This window comes from Sphingosinicella sp. CPCC 101087 (assembly GCF_004151485.1).
GTDB lineage: Bacteria > Pseudomonadota > Alphaproteobacteria > Sphingomonadales > Sphingomonadaceae > Allosphingosinicella.
Genome location: NZ_SBFF01000004.1, coordinates 203,356 through 224,212, shown reverse-complemented (window position 1 = coordinate 224,212; position 20,857 = coordinate 203,356). Strand labels below are relative to the sequence as shown.

Annotated in this window: 18 protein-coding genes; 12 read left to right on the top strand and 6 right to left on the bottom strand. The window is 67.5% G+C overall.

Translation table 11 applies throughout. The annotated features are described in order from the left end of the window. The first annotated feature begins 53 nt into the window (after positions 1 to 53). On the top strand, positions 54 to 1,742 hold the full coding sequence (locus EKM57_RS08295) for an ATP-binding protein (RefSeq protein ID WP_206185351.1): 1,689 nt from the start codon (positions 54 to 56) through the stop codon (positions 1,740 to 1,742). A 137-nt stretch (positions 1,743 to 1,879) separates the two neighbouring features. Here EKM57_RS08295 and EKM57_RS08290 read toward each other — a convergent pair whose 3' ends face one another. Continuing rightward, positions 1,880 to 3,424 carry a M23 family metallopeptidase gene (locus EKM57_RS08290; protein ID WP_129792017.1) on the bottom strand — a complete coding sequence of 515 codons (1,545 nt, stop codon included), beginning with the start codon at positions 3,422 to 3,424 and terminating at the stop codon, positions 1,880 to 1,882. A gap of 211 nt (positions 3,425 to 3,635) precedes the next feature. On the opposite strand from EKM57_RS08290, the gene EKM57_RS08285 reads away from it, so the two are divergent. From EKM57_RS08285 to EKM57_RS08260, 6 genes are all read left to right on the top strand, one after another. Further along, positions 3,636 to 6,173: a helicase-related protein gene (locus tag EKM57_RS08285; RefSeq protein ID WP_129792016.1), complete on the top strand. Its 2,538-nt coding sequence runs from the start codon at positions 3,636 to 3,638 to the stop codon at positions 6,171 to 6,173. Positions 6,174 to 6,182: 9 nt separating this feature from the next. Then, entirely contained in the window at positions 6,183 to 6,476 is a 294-nt protein-coding gene (locus tag EKM57_RS08280) for an RNA-binding S4 domain-containing protein (RefSeq protein ID WP_129792015.1), read from the top strand. 23 nt (positions 6,477 to 6,499) lie between these two features. Next, positions 6,500 to 6,838 (top strand): ferredoxin FdxA, encoded by a 339-nt coding sequence (fdxA, locus tag EKM57_RS08275; RefSeq protein WP_129792014.1) that lies wholly within the window; start codon positions 6,500 to 6,502, stop codon positions 6,836 to 6,838. A 244-nt stretch (positions 6,839 to 7,082) separates the two neighbouring features. Then, a complete protein-coding gene (locus EKM57_RS08270; RefSeq protein ID WP_129792013.1) occupies positions 7,083 to 7,625 on the top strand; it encodes a CarD family transcriptional regulator in 543 nt (180 codons plus the stop codon). Between the two features lie 118 nt (positions 7,626 to 7,743). Then, the gene (locus EKM57_RS08265) at positions 7,744 to 8,499 is read left to right on the top strand and encodes a head GIN domain-containing protein (RefSeq protein WP_165357283.1); all 756 of its coding nucleotides are present in this window, start codon (positions 7,744 to 7,746) and stop codon (positions 8,497 to 8,499) included. Positions 8,500 to 8,560: 61 nt separating this feature from the next. Further along, complete coding sequence (locus EKM57_RS08260) at positions 8,561 to 9,289, top strand: head GIN domain-containing protein (RefSeq protein WP_129792011.1); 729 nt, start codon at positions 8,561 to 8,563, stop codon at positions 9,287 to 9,289. Here the strand turns inward: EKM57_RS08260 and EKM57_RS08255 are convergent. Continuing rightward, entirely contained in the window at positions 9,266 to 9,673 is a 408-nt protein-coding gene (locus tag EKM57_RS08255) for a DUF1489 family protein (RefSeq protein WP_129792010.1), read from the bottom strand. The two genes, EKM57_RS08260 and EKM57_RS08255, sit on opposite strands and share 24 nt — an antisense overlap. A 43-nt stretch (positions 9,674 to 9,716) precedes the next feature. Further along, a complete protein-coding gene (mgtE, locus tag EKM57_RS08250; protein WP_129792009.1) occupies positions 9,717 to 11,144 on the bottom strand; it encodes a magnesium transporter in 1,428 nt (475 codons plus the stop codon). Between the two features lie 247 nt (positions 11,145 to 11,391). Between mgtE and EKM57_RS08245 the strand changes: the two genes are divergently transcribed. After that, positions 11,392 to 11,853: a peptidylprolyl isomerase gene (locus tag EKM57_RS08245; protein WP_129792008.1), complete on the top strand. Its 462-nt coding sequence runs from the start codon at positions 11,392 to 11,394 to the stop codon at positions 11,851 to 11,853. 26 nt (positions 11,854 to 11,879) lie between these two features. Then, positions 11,880 to 12,638: an SDR family oxidoreductase gene (locus EKM57_RS08240; protein ID WP_129792007.1), complete on the top strand. Its 759-nt coding sequence runs from the start codon at positions 11,880 to 11,882 to the stop codon at positions 12,636 to 12,638. Between the two features lie 78 nt (positions 12,639 to 12,716). Here EKM57_RS08240 and EKM57_RS08235 read toward each other — a convergent pair whose 3' ends face one another. After that, entirely contained in the window at positions 12,717 to 13,595 is an 879-nt protein-coding gene (locus tag EKM57_RS08235) for a LysR substrate-binding domain-containing protein (protein WP_129792006.1), read from the bottom strand. A gap of 325 nt (positions 13,596 to 13,920) precedes the next feature. On the opposite strand from EKM57_RS08235, the gene EKM57_RS08230 reads away from it, so the two are divergent. After that, positions 13,921 to 16,224, top strand: a complete 2,304-nt coding sequence (locus EKM57_RS08230; protein WP_129792005.1) for a CDC48 family AAA ATPase — start codon at positions 13,921 to 13,923, stop codon at positions 16,222 to 16,224. Positions 16,225 to 16,240: 16 nt separating this feature from the next. On the opposite strand, the gene EKM57_RS08225 is transcribed toward EKM57_RS08230, so the two are convergent. After that, positions 16,241 to 17,536, bottom strand: a complete 1,296-nt coding sequence (locus EKM57_RS08225) for an MFS transporter (RefSeq protein WP_243450951.1) — start codon at positions 17,534 to 17,536, stop codon at positions 16,241 to 16,243. A 129-nt stretch (positions 17,537 to 17,665) separates the two neighbouring features. On the opposite strand from EKM57_RS08225, the gene EKM57_RS08220 reads away from it, so the two are divergent. Then, positions 17,666 to 18,283, top strand: a complete 618-nt coding sequence (locus tag EKM57_RS08220) for a class I SAM-dependent methyltransferase (protein WP_129792004.1) — start codon at positions 17,666 to 17,668, stop codon at positions 18,281 to 18,283. A gap of 118 nt (positions 18,284 to 18,401) precedes the next feature. Here the strand turns inward: EKM57_RS08220 and EKM57_RS08215 are convergent, their stop codons facing one another. Continuing rightward, the gene (locus EKM57_RS08215; protein ID WP_129792003.1) at positions 18,402 to 19,580 is read right to left on the bottom strand and encodes a phosphatidylserine/phosphatidylglycerophosphate/cardiolipin synthase family protein; all 1,179 of its coding nucleotides are present in this window, start codon (positions 19,578 to 19,580) and stop codon (positions 18,402 to 18,404) included. A gap of 105 nt (positions 19,581 to 19,685) precedes the next feature. Here EKM57_RS08215 and recF point away from each other — a divergent pair, with 105 nt between their 5' ends. Continuing rightward, on the top strand, positions 19,686 to 20,849 hold the full coding sequence (gene recF / locus EKM57_RS08210) for a DNA replication/repair protein RecF (protein WP_129792002.1): 1,164 nt from the start codon (positions 19,686 to 19,688) through the stop codon (positions 20,847 to 20,849). Positions 20,850 to 20,857: the final 8 nt, after the last annotated feature.

The window sequence follows — 20,857 nt, the reverse complement described above, 5'->3', positions numbered from 1 at the left end:
TTGTTTACCCGATTGGGCTAGTCCGGATCGAAACAATCAGGGACCGACGCCCGATGACCGATGCGATGAACTTCCACGCTTTTCCGACCTCCGGCGACGAGCCCGAGCCCGAGCGCGGCACGACGCAGCGCCGGCTCGTCTCTCGCCATGAGGCGATCGGGCAGGTGGTGGAGATTGCCGGCAGCGGCGCGAGTGTCGAAATCGTCGGCCGCCGGCTCCTCGAGCTGGCCGGCGATCCCGATCCCAGCGTCGCCATGTCGGGCCAGGTCGGCAGCCAGATCAAGATCGATTCCGGCCGGCGCTGGCTGCTCGCCAACGTCCGCCGCCTCAAGGTCGCCGATGCCGAGGCGGGCGTGGTTCTGGCCGATATCGACTTCCTCGGAGAGGGGGACGAGGATCCGCACAGCGGCAAGCTCGTCAATTTCAAGCGCGGCATCACCGCTTATCCGATCCCCGGAAGCAAGGTCTATCCGGTCACCGCCTCCGACCTGAAGCAGATGTTCGCCGCCGACGAGCGCGCCCATATCGAGATCGGCACCGTCTATCCGACCAAGGACGTGCGCGCCGCCCTTTACGTCGATCCGTTCCTGGGCAAGCATTTCGCTTTGCTCGGCTCGACCGGCACCGGCAAGTCGACCGCAGCCGCCTTGATCATGCACCGCATCTGCGATCAGTCCCCCGAGGGCCATATCGTGATGATCGACCCGCACGGGGAATATTCGGCGGCGTTCAAGGGCCATGGCGAGCTGTTCAACGTCGACAATCTCGCCATGCCCTACTGGCTCATGAACTTCGAGGAGCATTGCGAGGTGTTCGTCACCTCGTCGGGCGCCGATCGCCAGCGCGACACCGATATCCTGGCCAAGTGCCTGCTCCAGGCGCGGGCGAGGAATCGTGCGGCCGAAGGGCTCTCGAAGCTCACCGTGGACTCGCCGATTCCGTACACCCTCTCGGACCTTACCGGCGCCATCACGCACGAAATGGGCTTGCTCAACAAAGCCACCGACACGGCGCCCTTCATGCGCCTCAGGGGCAAGATCGACGAGCTGAAGTCCGATCCGCGATATCAGTTCATGTTCTCCGGCATGCTGGTCGCCGATTCGATGGGCACCTTCATCAGCCGGATCTTTCGGCTCCCCGCAAAGGGAAAGCCCATCTCGATCATCGACGTGTCGGGCGTTCCTTCCGACATCGTCTCGGTTGTCGTCGCAGTGCTCTCGCGGCTCGTCTTCGATTATGCGATCTGGTCGCGCAGCGAGGTCCAGCGGCCCGTCCTGCTGGTCTGCGAAGAGGCCCATCGCTATGTGCCCGCCGACAGGACCGGCGGCGGCCAGGCGGTGCGCAAGGTGCTCGAACGGATCGCCAAGGAAGGCCGCAAATATGGCGTCTCGCTTGGTCTCATCACCCAGCGTCCGTCGGATCTGGCCGAGGGCGTGCTTTCGCAATGCGGCACCATCATCGCCATGCGTCTCAACAACGACCGCGACCAGCAGTTCGTGAAGAGCGCGATGCCGGAAGGGTCGCGCGGGTTCCTCGACGTCATACCGGCGCTTCGCAACCGCGAGTGCATCGTCTGCGGCGAAGGCGTATCGATCCCGATCCGCGTCGCCTTTGACGATCTCGAGCGCGATCGCCGTCCGGCTTCGTCCGACCCGCTCTTTTCGGAGCTTTGGCGGCAGAGCGGAGAAGAGGAGGCGATGGTCGCCCGCGTCGTGAAGCGCTGGCGCGCTCAAGGGCGCTAGTCGCGGCTTCGCTACCTGCGACCATCCCTGCCCGCTTCACGCGGTACTGACGCAAATGCGAAGCTGTCGATATCCCGGCTCAGGACGGCTAAGAAGATCGACGGGCCCGCTGCGGAGACGGCGACCGCCTTTGCGTCCTAGCGTGCTCCGCTGGCAGAGCCGCCGGCCGGGGCCTCGGCCTGCTCCTGCCTCCGCGCTGCGCCGACCGGTGTCGTGAGCAGACCGCGCAGGCGGCTCCGGAAGCTGGCCAGCTCGCTGCCGGAAAGCTGGGCGCGGCTGGTGAAGCGCACCGAGCGCGGGTTCACGTGGCGGCCGTTACGATACATCTCGTAGTGAAGGTGCGGACCGGTAGACAGGCCCGTGGAGCCGACATAGCCGATCACCTGGCCGCGGCGCACCCGAGTGCCCGAGCTCACCGCGATCCGGCTCATGTGAGAATAGGAGGTCGCGATTCCGCCTGGATGGTCGAGGCGCACCTGACGGCCATAGCCCCCTGCCCAGCCTGCGCGGGTGACCCGGCCGTCCGCGGCGGCAAGGATCGGCGTGCCGTGCGACGCGCGGAAGTCGATGCCGCGGTGCATGCGGGAATAGCGCAGGATCGGGTGCATCCTGAGCCCGTAATTCGACGTGATCCGGCCCGGCACCGGCTGCTGGAACGTACCGCTTTCGCGGCCGACGCCGGACGCCTCGAACCATTGGCTCCGGCCGTCGCTGGTCCATTGCATCAGCTGCAAGTCGCGGCCGCTGGCGCGGTTCAGGCCGGCATAAAGCAGCTGCCCCGTCTCGGTCTCCCCGGTCGCGGCGCGCCGATGCTCGATGATGATGTCGAAGCGGTCGTCGGAATTGAGGCCGGAAGGCACGCTGATTTGCGTCGTAAGAGCTCGGATATAGGATTCGACGTGACGCGCCGGCACGCCCGCGGCGCGCGCAGAGCGGTACAAGCTCGCACCGACACGGCCCTGGATCCGCAGGGGCGTGTCGTCGACCGCGATCGGAACCTGCTTCAGCACCAACGCGCCGTCGACCCGCTCGATCTCGATCCGCAGGTCGAATCGGGCGCGGAAGGCGAGCGCGTCCAGCGGCCGGGGCACCAGGCGGTTCGGGCGCCGGCCCAACATCAGGTCCATCACGGTGCCGGGCCGGATCTCGTCGATCGGCACGGCCTCTCCGATCAGCGTGGCGACGCGGTCGGCTTCGGGACCGGCGACGCCGGCGCGTTGCAGCATCCGGGCCAGACCGTCGCCGCGCCCCAAGGTGGCGCGCAGCTCGATCACCGGGCGTTCGGGCGTGTCGGCGAGTGGCTCGACCGCATCGGTCGGCGCCATGCGGCGGCCGGTGTCGGCGCCGAAGGCGAGCGGTGCGATTGCGAGGGTCCGCACTTCCTCGAACTGGGCTTCGGGGAGAGGCGCCGGGGACGCGCCGGGCAGTGGTGCCAGCGTCGGGGCCAGCGACCATGCCGCATAGCAAAGGGCGGAACAGGTCGCAAAGCCGCGGAACCATTCGCGCGAGCCGATACGCTGGCCAAGGTCGACGACGAGGTCGAAGCCGGCAGCACGAGACGAGATTGCGCTCTTCTGCCCGAAGCCCGGCCGCGCGACGGGCGGACGAAGCGCGCCTCCGTCGAGTGCGAGCGCGGCCGTTCCGCTTCCTGGCGCTCCGCCTATGTCGTTGAATCGATACAATGCAGGAGAACCCCCGCGCGCCCATCACCCCCGCCGCGCACCCCGCTCGGCAGGCCTGCACGGTTGTGAAGAAAAGAGGTTAAAGTCAAATTACGGAACGGCGGACGGACTCGTCCATGCGACGAAGCGAAGGTGTGGCCGGGCGAGCGGTGCCTTGTTCCAAACGTCGGAAATGGTTGCGCTTTGGCAGCGATGAAACAATCTAGCTCATATGCGCGATCAGCCGCTCAAGGCCATTCTGGGCCCGACCAACACCGGCAAGACGCATCTGGCGGTCGAGCGCATGTGTGGGCATTCCTCGGGCATGATCGGCTTTCCGCTGCGGCTGCTTGCGCGGGAAGTCTATGACCGCGTCGTCCGCTTGAAGGGCGAAAGCCAGGTCGCCTTGCTCACCGGCGAGGAGAAGATCCTTCCTCCGCAGGCGCGTTGGTTCCTGTGCACGGCCGAATCCATGCCCGTCATTGGCCGTGGAGATGATGGAGGCCGGGACTTCGCCTTCGTCGCCGTGGACGAGGCGCAGCTCGGCGCGGATCCCGAGCGCGGACATGTCTTCACCGACCGGATGCTGCACGCTCGCGGTCGCGAGGAAACCATGATCCTGGGCTCGGAGAGCCTGGCGCCGATGGTCCGCAGCCTGCTGCCGGACGCCGAGATCGTCGGCCGGCCCCGCTTCTCGACGCTGACCTATGCCGGCCCGGCCAAGCTGTCGCGGCTGCCGCCCCGGTCGGCTATCGTCGCCTTCTCGGCCGAGCAGGTCTATGCCGTCGCCGAAATGCTGCGCCGGATGCGCGGCGGCGCCGCGGTGGTGATGGGCGCGCTGAGCCCACGCACCCGCAATGCACAAGTCGAGATGTATCAGGCTGGCGAGGTCGATTATCTGGTCGCCACCGACGCCGTCGGCATGGGCCTCAACATGGACGTCAGCCATGTCGCGTTCGCGGGCCTGAGCAAATTCGACGGCCGCCGCCGCCGCCGCCTGACCCTAGCCGAGATGGCGCAGATCGCCGGAAGGGCCGGACGGCACCAGCGCGACGGCACATTCGGCTCTCTGACCCTGGAAGGGGAGGCGCTCGCCGAGTTCCGGCCGGAGGAGATCGAGGCGATCGAGGAGCATCGCTTCGCGCCGCTCGACTTCCTCTATTGGCGGGCCAGCGACATCGACTTCGATGGGATCGAGCCTCTGATCCGCTCGCTTGAGCGCCGGCCGACGCGTCCGGGGCTTCGCGCAGCGCCGGAGGCGATCGATCTCGCCGTGCTGAAGCTGCTCGCCGGCGATGCCGACATCCTGGCGCGCACGCGTGGCGGCAATGTGCGCCGGCTGTGGGCGGCCTGCGGCCTGCCCGACTTCCGCAAGACCGGTCCAGAACATCATGCACGCCTCGTCGCCCGCATCTTCGGCCATCTGAGTGAGGGAAAGGGCCACATACCGCAGGCCTGGTATGCCGCCGAGGTCGCCCGGCTCGACAATGTGCAGGGTGACATCGAGACGCTTGCCGACCGGCTCGCCGGCGTGCGGACCTGGGCCTATATCGCCCATCGCGCCGACTGGCTGGCCGAACCGGCAGCGATGGCCGAACGGGCGATGGCGGTCGAGGAGAAGTTGTCCGAGGCGCTGCACGACCGTCTCACGCAGCGCTTCGTCGATCGCCGCACGTCGGTTCTGATGCGGGATCTGGGCCGCAAGGACGCAGGCGAGTTCCCGGTGCTGATCGACGATCAGGGCGAGGTGAGCGTCGGCGCCTATGCGATCGGGCGGCTGCAGGGCTTCACCTTCGAGGTGGATCCGGCGGCACGCCACGCCGACCGCAAGATGCTGCTGGCCACCGCCGAGCGGCGGCTCGCGGGCGAATATGAGAAAAGGGCGGCTGCCTTGGTCGCCGACAGCGACGATCATTTCTCGTTGCGCACCGTTCCTGGAACCCCGGTCGCCCTCTTGTGGCGCGGCCACGAGGTGGCGAAGCTCGGTCCCGGCAAGAACCTGCTCTCGCCGCGCATCCAGCTCGACCGGCGAATCGATTCCGTCTCGCCGCGTGGACGCGACGCGGTGATCGAGCGGTTGCACGGCTGGATCCGCGGCCAGGTCGAGCGCACACTTGGGCCCTTGCGCGCGGCCGGCACCGCTGCCCGCGATCCCGTCTCGCCGGCGGCTATCCGCTCGTTGCTCGCGATGCTGGTCGACGAGGGCGGCATCGTCGCCCGCGAGCGGGTGGCCGAGCCGCTCGCCGCGCTCGATCGGGAGCAGCGTCGCGCCGTCACCAGCCTGGGCGTGCGGATCGGTGCGCTCGACTTGTTCATGCCAGCTGTGCTGAAGCCCGAGGCGATGCGCTGGCGCAGCGCGCTTCGCGCTGCCGCGGGCGGCGAGCCGATGCCGGAGCTCCCGCCGCCGTCGAGTGTCGTGCTGCCAGCGCCGGCGCCGCCGGTCCTCGCTTCGCTGGCGCGGCTTGGCTTTCGCCCCGCGGGCCCGCAGATGATCCGTGTCGACATGGCCGAGCGCCTCGCACGTCACGCCCATGAGGTGAAGGGCGGCAAGGAAGGCCCGATCGTCGACGAGGCGCTCGTCACCTCGCTCGGACTTCAGCCTTCCGCTGTGGCCAGGCTGATGCGCGATATCGGGTTCCGGCCGGCGGCCGGTGACGCCGGCTGGGTCTGGCGGGGCCGGGCGCGACGGCCCCGCACGAGGGAGGCGGGCGGCTCCCACGCCTTCGCCGCGCTGGCGGAGCTGCGCGCCCCTCCGGGATCCGGAAGGTAGGCCCGGTCCTTGACGCTGAATCGGCCGGCGGAGAGCCTAAGGCTCGACAAATTTCTCTGGTTTGCCCGGATCGTCAAGACGCGCAGCGCTGCGCAGGCCTTGGCCGAACAAGGCCGGATCCGGGTGGGCGGACGGGTGATCGACCGCGCTCATGCGCCCGTCCGGGTCGGAGACGTGCTGAGCTTTGCGCAGCACGGGAGGGTGCGGGTACTCAAGGTCGAAGCGCTTCCGCAGCGCCGCGGGCCGCCGGCTGCGGCCCGGCTCCTTTATTGTGAATTGACGAGCGAAGGGGGCCAAGCTTAGGGACGGCGCGGGAGAAGCCGTTCATGACCTACGTCGTCACCGATGCCTGCATCCGCTGCAAATATATGGACTGCGTGGAAGTCTGCCCGGTGGACTGCTTCTACGAGGGCGAGAATATGCTCGTGATCAATCCGAGCGAGTGTATCGACTGCGGCGTTTGCGAGCCCGAATGCCCGGCCGAGGCGATCCTGCCGGACACCGAGAGCGGTCTTGAGAAGTGGCTGGAGCTCAACACGACCTACTCCGCCGAATGGCCCAACATCACGCGCAAGAAGGATTCGCCGCCCGACGCTGACGAGCATAAGGGCGAAGAAGGCAAGTTCGAGAAATACTTCTCGGCGGAGCCCGGCGAAGGCGACTGATCTCCTCCATGCTCGGTCCCCCGCGGGGGCGCCTTGGCACGATTCGTGCGCGCAGCGATCTCGAATGGCTGGATTTCCGGCGCATTTGATGCTATATGCTTGTCATCGAAGCGGATGCCACCGCACCCGCAGACGGTGATCACAGCGAATTGCCGCACAACCGGAACCAGCAATTGCGTCTCTTGGGACGGATGCGAGGCTAGACCGGTTCATTGCGGCCATTTCCATGGGAAGGTCCATATTGATGGCAACGAAAGCCTTGAGCTTCGACGTTGGCGATTATGTCGTTTACCCCAAGCACGGCGTCGGCCGTGTCATCGACCTGCAGAGCACGGACATCGCTGGAATGCAGCTCGAACTCTACGTTCTGCGCTTCGAGAAGGAAAAGATGACGCTCCGCGTCCCGACCAACAAGGCGGAAAGCGTCGGCATGCGCAAGCTCTCGTCCGACAAGACGATGCAGGAGGCGCTCGCCACCTTGAAGGGCAAGCCGAAGGTGAAGCGCACCATGTGGTCGCGCCGCGCTCAGGAATATGAAGCGAAGATCAATTCGGGCGATCTCGTTTCGATCGCCGAGGTGGTCCGCGACTTGTTCCGGCCCGACGACGCGCCGGAGCAGAGCTATTCCGAACGCCAGATCTTCGAGGCCGCTTCCACCCGCCTCGCACGCGAGCTTGGTGCAATGGAGGAGGTCGACGAAAAGAGGGCGCTCGAGAAGATCCTCGACATTCTGAACACGGCGGCCGCCGCCCACAACAAGGTGCGCGAAGAAGAGGAAGAAGAGTAGGCCGCCAAAGCGGCGATGGCTCGGAAAGGGCGGCCCGGAGACGGGCCGCCTTTTTCTGTTGCGGCCGACATACACCATCTGTATTATGTCTATAATACAGCAGAGACAGGAGGAATGGATGCGTCTGGCGATCATCGGCGCGCTTATCGCGGCCAGCGCCTGCACTTCGGCCAACGGGAACGAGAGCGGCAACGGCGGCAACAGCACAAGCGGCGGAAGCGAGGGGGTTCAGACCGGCTCGGCCGGGCAGCGCAACTTCGACGTCGGCGCCTTTCAGTCGGTCAGTCTGGCGGGCGCGCACGACGTGATCGTGACGGTAGGCGGGCCTCCGTCGGTGCGCGCCGAGGGCAATGCCGAAGCGCTCGAGCGCCTCGAGGTGCGGGTCGAAGGCGGCGTGCTCCGGCTCGAAACCCGCCGCGACTCCTGGTTCTCCGGGGGAAGTCGGGGCTCCGTCACGGTTCACGTCACGGCCCCATCGCTGAATGGCGCTTCCATCGGCGGTTCCGGCGACATGCGGATCGACCGCGTCCAGGCGGAGGCGTTCGAAAGCTCGATCTCCGGCTCGGGCGACCTCGAGATCGGGACGCTCCAGGCCCGGCGTGTCGAGTTTTCGGTCACGGGTTCCGGCGACATTCGCGCGTCGGGCGCAGCCGAGGAGGCCGAGATAAGCATTGCGGGATCCGGCAGCGTCGAGCTCGATTCGCTGCAGGTGCGCCGGGCGTCGGTGTCGATCGCCGGCTCGGGCGACGTGGCCATTCAGGCGAGCGAGGCGGTCGACGGCTCGATCATGGGGTCCGGCCACGTCACGGTTCGCGGGGCCGCCCGCTGTTCGGTCACCAAGATGGGTTCGGGCGAGATACGCTGCGGCGACTGAGTCCCGGTTTTCGAGCCGCCGTCCCCATGGATGGTTAACCAATTCCGGGCATGGTTGCCGGATGATCCGAACCCTTCTTCTCGTCGCCGGCCTCGTTGCAGTTTCGACGACATCGCCTGCCGTGGCGGCGGACCGCCGCTACGCGGTCACCGACTTCGATCGGGTGGTGGTCGAAGGCCCGTACATTGTCCGCTTGACCGTCGGCGGTCCGTCCACGGCGGTCGCGTCGGGCAGCCAGGCCGCGCTCGACCGCGTCGCGATCGACGTCACTGGTCGGATGCTGCGCATCAGGCGCAATCGACATCATTGGGGCGGCAATCCGGGAGCTCAGGAAGGAACGGTGACGGTCGAACTCGGAACGCGCAGCCTGCGCTCGGCCCGTCTGCTCGGTCCCGCCAGGCTGGACATAGACCGCATCGAGGGCCTGAAGGTCGATCTGTCGGTCGAAGGCAGCGGGCGGTTACGCGTCGCGCAGCTGCAGGCCGACAATCTGTCGGTCGGCCTCGCCGGCGCCGGCCGGGTCGAACTGGCGGGCACCGCCGAGGTGATGAACGCCAATGTGCAGGGCAGCGGCGATCTGGAGGCTTCGGGCCTGCGCGTCGAGACCGCCGCGATCACTTCGGTCACCAGTGGTGCGATCGCGGTGGAGGCACGGCGAGCCGCGACGGTGACGGCGCTGGGCCTAGGCACGGTAGAGATAGCGGGAACGGCCGCCTGCACGCTGCGCGGCCCGAACAGCGATCTCGTCCGCTGCGGATCGGGGCGTCTAGATCAGAGCCAGCACCGCTAGCCGCTCGGCGAGTTGTGGCGGCAGCGCCTCGACGCCGTCGCCGTCTCCGCCCAGGTCGGGCGGAACGTCCTCGGGTCCAAGGTAGCGCCAGCCCTGATGGGCGCGCTTCGGTTGCCCTCGGACCGGCACCAGGGTCGGATCGAGACGGATGATCGTACGGCGGTCGCCCTCGCTTTCGGCAAATCCGAGGATTGTCTGGCGCACCGCGAGCCGGTGCTTGACGATCCAGTAGATCGATCCGCCGATCAGCTCTTCGGCCCGCTTCGGCCGGAACCGGGTCGTGATAGGCACATGGTCGCCTTGCAGCCGCGACTGCTGGCGCAACCGCAGTGCGTCGACACTGCCGCAGCCGACCGCAACCTTGCTGATGTGAAGCCGGGCCATGGCCGGGCTGTGCCGGCCGAAGCGCGCCAAATCAAGGGCTTGGCTAGCCGACGAGGCCGGAGGCGACGGCGAGGCCGAGGAAGATCAGAAAGCCCATCGAATCGGTGATCATCGTCAGGAACACCGATGAGGCGACGGCCGGATCCTGGCCAAGCCGCTCCAGAATGATCGGCACGGCCACTCCGGAGAGGCCGGCGATGACGATGTTGATCAGGACGGCGGCGGCGATGACGCTCCCCAGTTGCGGATCCCCGAATACGAGCCCTGCTCCAAGGCCGAGCAGCAGGGCGATGGTGAAGCCGTTGAGCAATGCCACCCGCAGCTCCCGCCAGATCGCACGCCAGGTGTTGGAGCGGGTAAGCTGGTTAAGGGCCAGTGCCCGGACCGCCACGGCCATCGTCTGCGTTCCGGCATTGCCGCCGATCGATGCGACGATCGGCCCTAGGGCGGCGAGCGCCACCATCTGCTCTATCGCAACGCCGAACTGCAGGATGATGGTCGCGCTGACGAGAGCTGTGGCTAGGTTGGTGATCAGCCATCGTACCCGCGCTTTGTAGCTGTCGCGCACCGGCTCGTTGATGTCGCCCTCGATGCCCGCGCCGGAGAGCAGGAAGGCGTCCTCGCTCGCTTCCTCCTGGATGATGTGGACCACGTCGTCGACGGTGATCATCCCGACCAGCCGGCCCGCATGGTCGACCACCGCGGCCGAAACCAGGGCATATTTCTGAAAGCGAAGCGCCACTTCCTCCTGGTCCATGTCGACAGGGATCAGGGTCTGCTCGCGCTGCATCACGTCGGCGACGGCGACCTGTCGCGGGGTCCGCAGGACCCACGAGAGCAGGCAGGTGCCCACCGGCCGGTGGGCCGGATCGACGACGAATATCTCGAAGAAATCGGTGGCGAGCGTCTCGTCCGCCCTTAGGAAGTCGATCACCTGCCCCACGGTCCAATGCTCCGGCACCGCGACCACGTCGCGGCGCATCAGCCGGCCCGCAGAATCTTCCGGGTGGGACAGCGCTTCCTCGATCGCTGCGCGGTCGTCGGGATCGAGCGCCCGCAGCACCGCGCGCTGATCCTCCTCCTCCATGTCCTCGATGATCGCGACCGCATCGTCGGTCTCGAGCTCGCCGGCGATCTCGGCGACCTGGTGGGGCTCGAGCGCCTCGAGCAGCTCGTCGCGCACCCAGTCGTTCATCTCGGCGAGGACATCGCCGTCGAGCAGCCCTGCCAGCGCGGCGGCGAGCGAGCGCCGGTCGTCGCGATCGACCAGCTCGAGAAGGTCGGCGATGTCGGCCGGATGCAGTGGCTCAACGAGCAGGCGGGCGCCTTCGGCGTCGCCGGCCTGGACCCGCTCGACCACCGAGCGGACGAACTCAGGCCTCAGACGGTCGTCCTCGTCGTGTCGGCTTTCCGCCGCCGGCGCTTCGGTCGGCGAGGCACCATCGGGAGCTTCGAGGTCGCTGTCGCTCATCCCGCTCCTCCCGGCGCCTGGAAGCGCCGCTTTCTAAAGGGATTCCGAGCCGAAGGGAATCGTCCACCGACTCGGAAGATCGTTGCATCTAAGGGTCATGCGCGCAGGCCGGGAGCCTCTCGCCCGAATCCATCTAGTGGCTGATGGTGTCGGAGGAAAGGCACAGGGAACGCGTCGCGCCGGGCTGGCGCAACGGCCGCGCCGGCCCTAAGGCCGCGCGGAGGAACGGAACCGAAGGAGTCGGAACATGGCGGACGAACGCAACACCCTGGTGCTCAGCCTCGACAGCGGCGGCGACGTCGTCATCCGACTGCGTCCGGACCTCGCGCCCGGCCACGTCGAGCGGATCAGGGATCTGACCGAAGAAGGTTTCTACGACGGCGTGGTCTTCCACCGGGTCATAGACGGCTTCATGGCCCAAGGCGGCGATCCGACCGGCACCGGCGGCGGCGGTTCGTCCAAGGCGAACCTGAAGGCGGAGTTCAGTCGCGAGCCGCATGTTCGGGGGACCGCCTCGATGGCGCGTACCAACGATCCGAACAGCGCCAACAGCCAGTTCTTCATCTGCTTCGACGATTGTCGCTTCCTCGACGGGCAATATACGGTCTGGGGCGAGGTGATCGAAGGCATGGAACATGTGGACGCCTTGCCGAAGGGCGAGCCGCCCGCCACGCCGGGCAAGATCGTGAAGGCCAGCTTGCGAGCCTGAGGCGCGGCTCGGCGGGTCCGGAGCCCGTGGCCCGTCCCGTGACCCTGATCACCGGAGCGTCGGCGGGACTGGGCGCCGAGTTCGCCCGGCAATGCGGCGGCCGCGGCGACGAGCTGGTCCTGGTCGCCCGGCGGCGCGACCGGCTGGACTCTCTTGCGGTCGAACTCGGCGGGCGCGTTCATGTCCTTGTCGCCGACCTTTCACTTCCCGATGCGGCGGCAAGCCTGATCGATCAGGTGGAGGCGGAAGGGCTCACCGTCGACGTACTGATCAACAATGCCGGCTTCGGGCTGGTCGGCCGCTTCGGGCAGCTGTCACTCGATCGGCAGCGGGAGATGGTGGATCTGAACGTGCGGACGCCGACCGAGTTGTGCCGACTGGTGCTCCCGCCGATGCTTGAGCGCGGCCACGGTGCGATCCTCAATCTCGCCTCGACCGCCGCCTTCCAGGCCGGTCCGGGGTTCGCCGTCTACTTCGCCAGCAAGGCCTATATGCTGTCCTTCACCGAGGCGCTTCACCAGGAGCTGAAGGGGAGCGGCATCAAGGTATCGGCGCTGTGCCCCGGCCCGACCGCCACGGAATTCGGCACCGTCGCCGGTTATCGGGACGGCCGCTTCGATGGCTTCCTCGCCGATGCCGCCACCGTCGCCGCGGCCGGCCTGAAGGGGCTGGACCGAAATCGGGCGGTGGTCGTGCCGGGGCTGCTCAACAAGGCCACGGCGCAGGCCACCCGCTTCGTCCCGCGCGCACTGCTGCGCCGGATCGTCGCGCGGTTGCAGGGCTGACTTGGTTTCGGACGCGCGGCTTTCTGAGGCCGGCCCTGAATATCTGGCGTGCCGGAATTCGCGGCGGGCCGATGACCTCTAGCCCAGCTCGCTGATCAGCCAATCGTGGAAAAGGCGCACCGGTCGGCGGTTCAGCGCCGAGCGCCGACAGGCGAACCAGTAGCAATAGGGGCTCTCGACCGCGACGTCGAACAGCCGCGCCAGGCGCGGATCCTGCGCCCCTTCAAGATGCATTTCGAACATGAACGCGACGCCCAGCCCTTCGGCCGCGGCGTTCAGGATGAGCTGCCCCGAATCGAACATGTCGATCGCCGCGGGTTCGAGGCCGGGAAGGCCGACCGCCTCGCGCCAGGCGTCGAACGCGTCGGGCAGGTCGCGGTGGAGCAGCACCGTCGCTTCGCGAAGCTGCGCTGGAGCGGTGAGCGCCCGCGGCCCTTCTGCGAGGTGGCGCGCGCCGATCGCCACCACGCGATTCGCGCCCAGACGTCTGGCATAGAGCGGCGGCTCGACCTCACGGGTCAGAGTGATCGCGACGTCAAGACCCTCGTCGAGCCGCGCAAGTGCGTGCGGGCGCGTGTCAATGTCTATGTGGAGGTCCGGCTCGATCTCGCGGAGCTTCGAAAGGCGCGGCATCAGCTGATAGGAGGCGAACAGCGGCAGCACCGCCAGCTTGAGGCGCATCAGCTCGCCCTTGCCGGACGCGCGCTCGATTGCCACTCCGATCGCGTCAAGCGCCGGCCCGACGTCGCCGAGCAGGCGCTCGCCCGCCTCGTTGAGGTGAATCGATTGGTGCCGCCGTTCGAACAGGGGATGGCCGACATGGCGCTCGAGGGCCTGGATTCGTCGCGTGAGCGCCGGCGACGACAAAGCCAGCGCCTCGGCGGCCGCCTTGACCGAACCCGTCCGGGCGGCGTGGACGAAGGCCTCCAACGCCGACAAAGGCGGCAGGCGCTTCATCGGCCTGCCCCCTTTAGGTCGTACCTTTTGTGCGGTGCACACAAGGCCGCTCGACCCACCGACGGAGTGCATCTAAGGAAGAGTGCGTGCATTTTCTGCATCTCTAGCAACTTTCTTCGCACTTGCACAATAAGTGTGCAGGCGCGAAAAGGACCTCGCCTTTCAGGCATCCTCTCCTAAAAACTTCAAAGGCCGGTCCTTCGGGGCCGGCCCTTTTTTGTCAATTTCTATTCTGCGACCGGCCGCTGGTCGCCCTTTTTTGAACCCTCGTCTGGACCATCCGTTCTCCGTGCCTATGTGGGGTTCCGATGGAGGGCGATAGCTGATGGCCGACGAAGAACGGAAACCCCGGCGACTCCAGGTCGCAACCATGCGACCTGACGACAGCGGGCGCGGTATTGCGCGACTGCCGCGTGCGCTGATGACGGAGCTCGGCCTCGCCGAAGGCGATGTGGTCGAACTGATCGGGAAGCGAACCACTCCGGCCCGGGCGGTCGGCCCCTATGCGGAGGACGAGGGCCTGGAGATCATCCGGCTCGACGGCCTCCAGCGCGCCAATGCCGAGATCGGGTCGGGCGACTTCATCGAGGTCCGCAAGGCCGAGGCGAAGCCGGCGCAGCGCGTCGTCTTTGCGCCGGCTCAGAAGAACCTGCGGTTGCACGGCTCCGCTCATGCGCTCAAGCGCAGCTTCGGCATGAAGCCGCTCACCGCCGGCGACGTGGTTGCCACGACGGGACAGCAGCAGATCATGCGTGGCGACATCCCGCCCGAGCTCAGGCAGATGCTCACCGCGCCGGCTTATGCGCTGCAGGAGATCCGGCTGGTCGTCGTCTCGACCGTTCCCAAGGGAATCGTCCTCATCGACGCCAATACCGAGGTCGAACTCCGACCCGAATATACCGAAGCCAAGGAAACCCGCCGCGCCGACGTCACCTATGACGATATCGGCGGCATCGGCTCGACGATCGATCAGCTGCGCGAGATGGTCGAGCTGCCGCTGCGCTATCCCGAAATTTTCGAGCGGCTCGGCGTCGATCCCCCCAAGGGCGTGCTGCTGCACGGGCCTCCCGGTACCGGCAAGACCCGGCTGGCGCGCGCGGTTGCCAATGAAAGCGATGCCAGCTTCTTTCACATTGCCGGGCCCGAGATCATGGGTTCGGCCTACGGCGAGAGCGAGAAGAAGCTTCGCGAGCTGTTCGAAGAAGCCGGCAACGCCGCGCCGTCGATCATCTTCATCGACGAGATAGATTCGATCGCGCCCAAGCGCGGCCAGGTGACCGGAGAGACCGAGAAGCGCCTGGTCGCACAGCTTCTGTCGCTGATGGACGGGCTCGAGCCGCGCCAGAATCTCGTCGTCATCGCCGCTACCAACCGGCCCGAAGCGATCGACGAGGCACTTCGCCGGCCTGGCCGGTTCGACCGCGAGATCGTCATCGGCGTGCCCGACGAGAGCGGCCGGCGGGAGATCCTCGCCATCCATACCCGCGGCATGCCGCTCGGGGACGGGGTCGATCTCAAGGAGCTGGCGCGCAAGACCTACGGATTCGTCGGTGCCGACCTCGCCGCTCTCACCCGCGAGGCGGCGATCGAGTCGGTGCGGCGCATTATGCCGAAGCTCAACCTGGAGGACGGGACGATCCCGCCCGAGGTGCTCGACGGGCTATCGGTCACTCGCAAGGATTTCGACGAGGCGCTGAAGCGGGTCCAGCCTTCCGCAATGCGCGAAGTGATGGTGCAGATGCCGACGGTGCGCTGGGAGGATGTCGGCGGGGTCGACGAGGCGCGCGAGCGGCTGCGCGAAGGCGTCGAGCTGCCGTTGAAGCATCCCGACGCGTTTCGGCGGCTCGGCATCCGTCCGGCCAAGGGATTCCTGCTCTACGGACCGCCGGGCACCGGCAAGACGCTGCTCGCCAAGGCGACGGCTCGTGAGGCGGAAGCGAACTTCATCGCGACCAAGTCGTCGGACCTCCTGTCCAAATGGTATGGCGAGAGCGAGCAGCAGATCGCAAGGCTCTTCGCCCGCGCCCGCCAGGTCGCGCCGACCGTCATCTTCATCGACGAGCTGGACAGCCTGGTTCCGGCCCGCGGCGGCGGCCTTGGCGAGCCTCAGGTGACCGAGCGGGTGGTCAACACGATCCTGGCCGAGATGGACGGGCTCGAGGAGCTTCAGTCGGTGGTCGTTATCGGGGCCACCAACAGGCCCAATCTGATCGATCCGGCGCTGCTGCGGCCGGGCCGGTTCGACGAGCTCATCTACGTCACGGTGCCCGACGAGGCCGGCCGTCGCCACATTCTCGGAATCCACACCAAGGGCATGCCGCTAGCGGACGATGTCGACCTCGATTCGATCGCTGCGCGGGCCGAGCGCTTTACCGGTGCCGATCTGGAAGATCTGGTCCGGCGTGCCGGCCTGTTCGCGCTCAGGGCCTCGATCGAGGCGGGAGTCGTGTCGATGGCGGAGTTCGAACGAGCGCTCGCCGAAACGCGGGCTTCGGTCACGCCCGAAATGGAGCGCGACTACGAACAGATCCAGGCGCACCTGAAACAGGACGCACGCAGCGTCGGATCCGGCGGCATCGGATTCATCCATCCAGGCATGCTCACGCCTCGTCCCGGCGGAAAGGAATAGCTAGGCCGTCCAGGCTTCACTCCTCCAGGCGCGCAGGCCTGAAGGCAAGGCCGGTCCAGGCGGCAAGGCCGAGCATGAGCGCGGCCGTGGCGAGGAAGGGAAGCGGGATCGCGACCGTGTAGAGTGCCACGCCGAGCGCCGGGGCGGCGATGAACGCGACTCCGTTGACCGACGTGACCATGCCGGCAACCGCGTTCTGCTCGTGCGGGGCGACGGCGAGCGAGGCGCCGCTGGTAAAGCCGGGCCGGAAAAAGCCGAAACCGAGCGACGCAAGCGCGAATCCCATCGTGATCCCGTAGATCCCTTGGGAAAATCCCGTCATGGCAAGGCCGCCGGCGGCGAGCACGCATCCCCACACGACGAGCTGGCGCGGTTCCAGTCCAAGCTGCGGGATCAACCACCATTGCGCCAGCAGCGACGCCGCCGCGCCGGCGATGAGCACGATCGCGATCCATTGCTGGGCGTGATCCAGCGGCAGGTTCAGCCGATCGATGACCAGGAAGCCGATAACGCCCAGCAGCGCGGCATGGCCATGTCCCCCGACGGCCCCGATCACATGCCAGGGCAAGACCCGCGGATCGCGCCATGCAAGCTTGGCCGGCGTGCCGGCCTCCTCCCGAACCGACGCGCCGCCGCCACCGATCGAGGGGTAGGAGACGATCGGCCCGCGCGCCTCCGCGCGAGGCGTGTCGTCCGGAAGCCGCAGGGCCAAAGCGGCGAGCACCAGCACACCGATGGCCGCGAAGGCGAACAGGGGAGCCGATAGGCCGAGCGGCTCGAAGATGAACAAGGGAGCGATGGCGGGCCCGATGATCGTTCCGAGGCCGAAGGAGGAGGCGATCGCCGCAAGGCCGCTCGTGCGCTGCTGCCCCTCGGTGCGCGCGGCGACATAGGCCTGCACGGCGGGCGGCGAAGCCGATCCGAATGCGCCGTAGATCGTCCGGCCGAGCATGAAGATGACGAACACCGCCATCGGTCCGAGGCCGCCCTGCAGCCCGGCAGCCAGGGCAGCACCGCAGATCAGCATCGATATGATGAAGCCGTAGAGGCCGAGGCGCATCAGCGCCCGCCGGCCCCGCCGGTCGGCGCGGTGCGCCCAATAAGGCGCCGTCACCACCCACAGCACCGCGGACAGGCTGAAGGCGATGGCCACCCAGATATCGGCGACGCCGAGGTCGCGGCCGATGGCCGGGAGCAGCGACTGCATCGCCGTATTGCCGGCCGCGGCGACCAGCATCACGGAGAACAGCACAGCGAAGCGTTCACGCGATAGGCCGAACCCGTTCACAAGCTTGAGTTTTTCTTTCGCCACCTCGACGAGACAGGGAGCCTTTCTCCGGGAGCGAGGTTGATGGTGAAACGGGGAAGGATGGCTTGCTTCTTGCCAACCGGTCGGCGATTTGCCAACGCATCATCTTTCCGTAACATTCTGGAAGGCAGCATGTCGGCATCCTGGGACGAAGCGCGGCGCGATAGCCGCCTGGCGCGCGATCTGAGCGGCGGCCCCCTGTGGCACTTCCTGCGCGGATTCATCAAGCATCCGGTGATGGTGGGATCGGTGATCCCTTCGTCCAAGGCCTTGATCGACAGGATGCTCGAGCCGGTCGATTGGGCGTCTTGCAAGCTGTTCGTCGAATATGGTCCCGGTGTCGGCACCTTCACCGAACATCTGTTGCAGCGCCTGGCGCCCGACGCGACGCTGATCGCGATCGATACCAACGCCGACTTCACCAGCTTTCTTCGGCGCAAGTTTGCCGACAGCCGGCTGTTCGCCGTGACCGGCTCGGCCGCCGACGTGCGCCAGATCATGTCCGATTGCGGCTTCGAGCAGGCCGACTACGTCCTTTCCGGACTGCCTTTCTCGACCTTGCCCCCGGGTCTCGGGCCCAAGATCGCGGAGGAGACGGCCGAGGCGTTGCGTCCCGGCGGCGCGTTCCTGGTCTATCAATTCTCGCCCAAGGTGCGGGAGTTCCTGGCCCCTTATTTCGACCGGATCGATCGCGGTTTCGAATGGGTCAACATCCCGCCCGCCCAGCTTTTCTGGGCCTGGAGGGACTGAGCGGCACGCAAGGGGCTTCCTGGGTACCGGCGGAAAGCCGGCACCCGAGCGCAACTTTCCTGAACTGGCATGACGGGTCGACGGGTGGTCGCGTGATCGGCTCGCCTGGGCCGATGGCTTATCCCGCCAAGGGTTCGTTGCGGAAGTTGAGCCGGTGCGAGATGCGATAGTCGGCGATCGCCAGCAGGAAATAGGCGAATCCCCAGCGCAGCCGGTTGAACAAGGTGCGCTGCCGGCTGTGCGTGTCCAGCGTGATCTCGACGGATTGCGCGACCTCACCGTCGACGAAGCGCCGCATCGCGCCGGCAAAGCCGGGATCCTCGATTCGAAGCATCATCTCCAGGTTGAGATAGAGGCTGCGCATGTCGAAATTGGCCGATCCGATATGGACGACGTCGTCGAGCACGAACAGCTTCGTGTGCATCTTCGTCGGCTGATACTCGAATATCCTCACGCCCCGTTTGAGCAGCAGCCAATAGGTGTGGCGGGCGGCGCTGACCGTCGCTCCATTGTCCGATTTAGCGGCGGTGATCAGACGCACTTCGCCCCTTCGCCGCGCGACATTCCCGCTTCGCCGGAGCAGCGCCGGCCCGGGCGCGAAATAAGCGGCAACGAGGTCGAGCCGCCTTGCCGCCCGGAGGTCGCGCCGCACCGCGCGTGCCCACGGGCTCAGCCGCCGGGTCGGCCCGCCGAATAGCCAGTGGAGCGCGCCGTCTGTGTGGCTCCGCCGGCTGAGGATCCGGCGAAGCTGCCGGATGCGCGGATCCGGCTTCGACGCCCAGCTAAACAGGTCGTCGAAATAGGGAGCGAGGCAGGAGACGCTTTCGCCCTCCACCAGCAGGCCGAGATCGCGCCAGGCCCCGCTTTCGATCGTTCCGAAATATTCGTCGGCGATGTTGAACCCGCCAATGATGACCCGCCGCTCGTCGGCGAGCGCGAGCTTCTGGTGATTGCGCAGCAGGTAGCGCCGGCCGAACCGCGGCGCGAACCGGCAGAACCGGCACTTTGCGTCGATCAGCGGCTGGAAGAAGGCCTCGGTCGCGTTCGCCGCGCCGAACCCGTCGACGAGCAGCGACACGCAGACGCCGCGCCCCAGCGCGGCGACGAGCGCGTCCCGGACCCGTCGCCCCGTGTCGTCATCCTCCCATATGTAATAGAGGACCCGCAGCGATTCCTTGGCGCCCTCGATCAGCGCGATCAGCGCTTCCAGGCGGTCCGGACCGTCGGCGAGCAGGGTCAGACGGTTGCCCGCGACCGTGATCGGCTCCTCCACCGTAGGGGGGGTCGTCGCATGCATCGCCTGCGGGCTTAGACGGACGCGAGGGCGGCGAAAAGCGGCGCGGCGTTCTCAGGCTCTAGTGCCCGCATGGCGATTGCGCGTCATTGCCGATAGGGAGGGCGCATGGCCGTCCGCCGCCTCAGCCTCAGCCAGTTTCGTTCCTATCCCGACGCCGTCGTCGCTCCGGGCCCCGGATTCGTCATCCTGAGCGGGGAGAATGGCGCCGGGAAGACCAACCTCCTGGAGGCGGTCTCGCTGCTCGCCCCGGGCCGCGGGCTCAGGGGCGCCACCCTTGCGGAAATGGCACGGCGCGGCGGTCCCGGTGGCTTCGCCGTCGCGGCCCGGATCTCTCCGGCCGATTCAGGGGAGCAGGTCGGGACTCGGGAAAGCCCCGGTTCCGCCGAGATCGACATCGGCACGGGCACGACCGCTGCCGCCCCCGACCGCCGCCAGGTGCGGATCAACGGCGCGCCCGCCGCCGCCAACTCCCTGTCCGAATGGCTGTCGGTGCTCTGGCTCACGCCGGCGATGGACCGCCTGTTCGTCGAAGGCGCCTCGGCGCGCCGCCGCTTCCTCGACCGGCTTGTTCTCGCGCTCCACCCCGGCCACGCGGCGCAGGCGACCCGCTACGACGCCGCGATGCGCGCACGCAATAAGCTGCTGGCCGAGCCACCCCCGCGCGACGAGGCTTGGCTCGCCGCGCTCGAAGCCCGGATGGCCGAGCATGGCGCTGCTCTGGCCGAGGCCCGCGCCACGACGGTGGCCCTGCTTGCCGACCGACTGGCGGATGCGCCGGAAGGCCCGTTCGCCCGTGCCGGCCTGGCGCTGACGGGCGGTGGCGCCGGCGATCTCGCCCGCCGTCTCGCCGCCGGGCGCGAGCGCGATGCCGCGGCGGGGCGCGCGCTCGACGGCCCTCATCGCGCCGACCTCATCGTCAGCCATCTCGGCAAGCCGGCCCTGAGCGGTCCCGCGGGATCGCTGCCGGTCGGGGGCGAGGGCGGCCAGCCCGCCTCGCTCTGCTCGACGGGTGAGCAGAAGGCCCTGCTCATCGGCCTCGTATTGGCCCATGCCGAGCTGGTGGCGGAACGGGCCGGACGCCGCCCGATCCTGCTTCTTGACGAGATCGCGGCCCATCTCGATCCGGTCCGACGGGCCGCCTTGTTCGAGAGGCTCGAGGCGGCCGGCGGCCAGGTCTGGATGACCGGAACCGAGCCCGGGCTGTTCGTCGGAATAGGTGATGGTGCGAGCTGGCTGGAAGTCAGGGATGGGGTCGTCCGCCCCGCCTGATCGAAGGG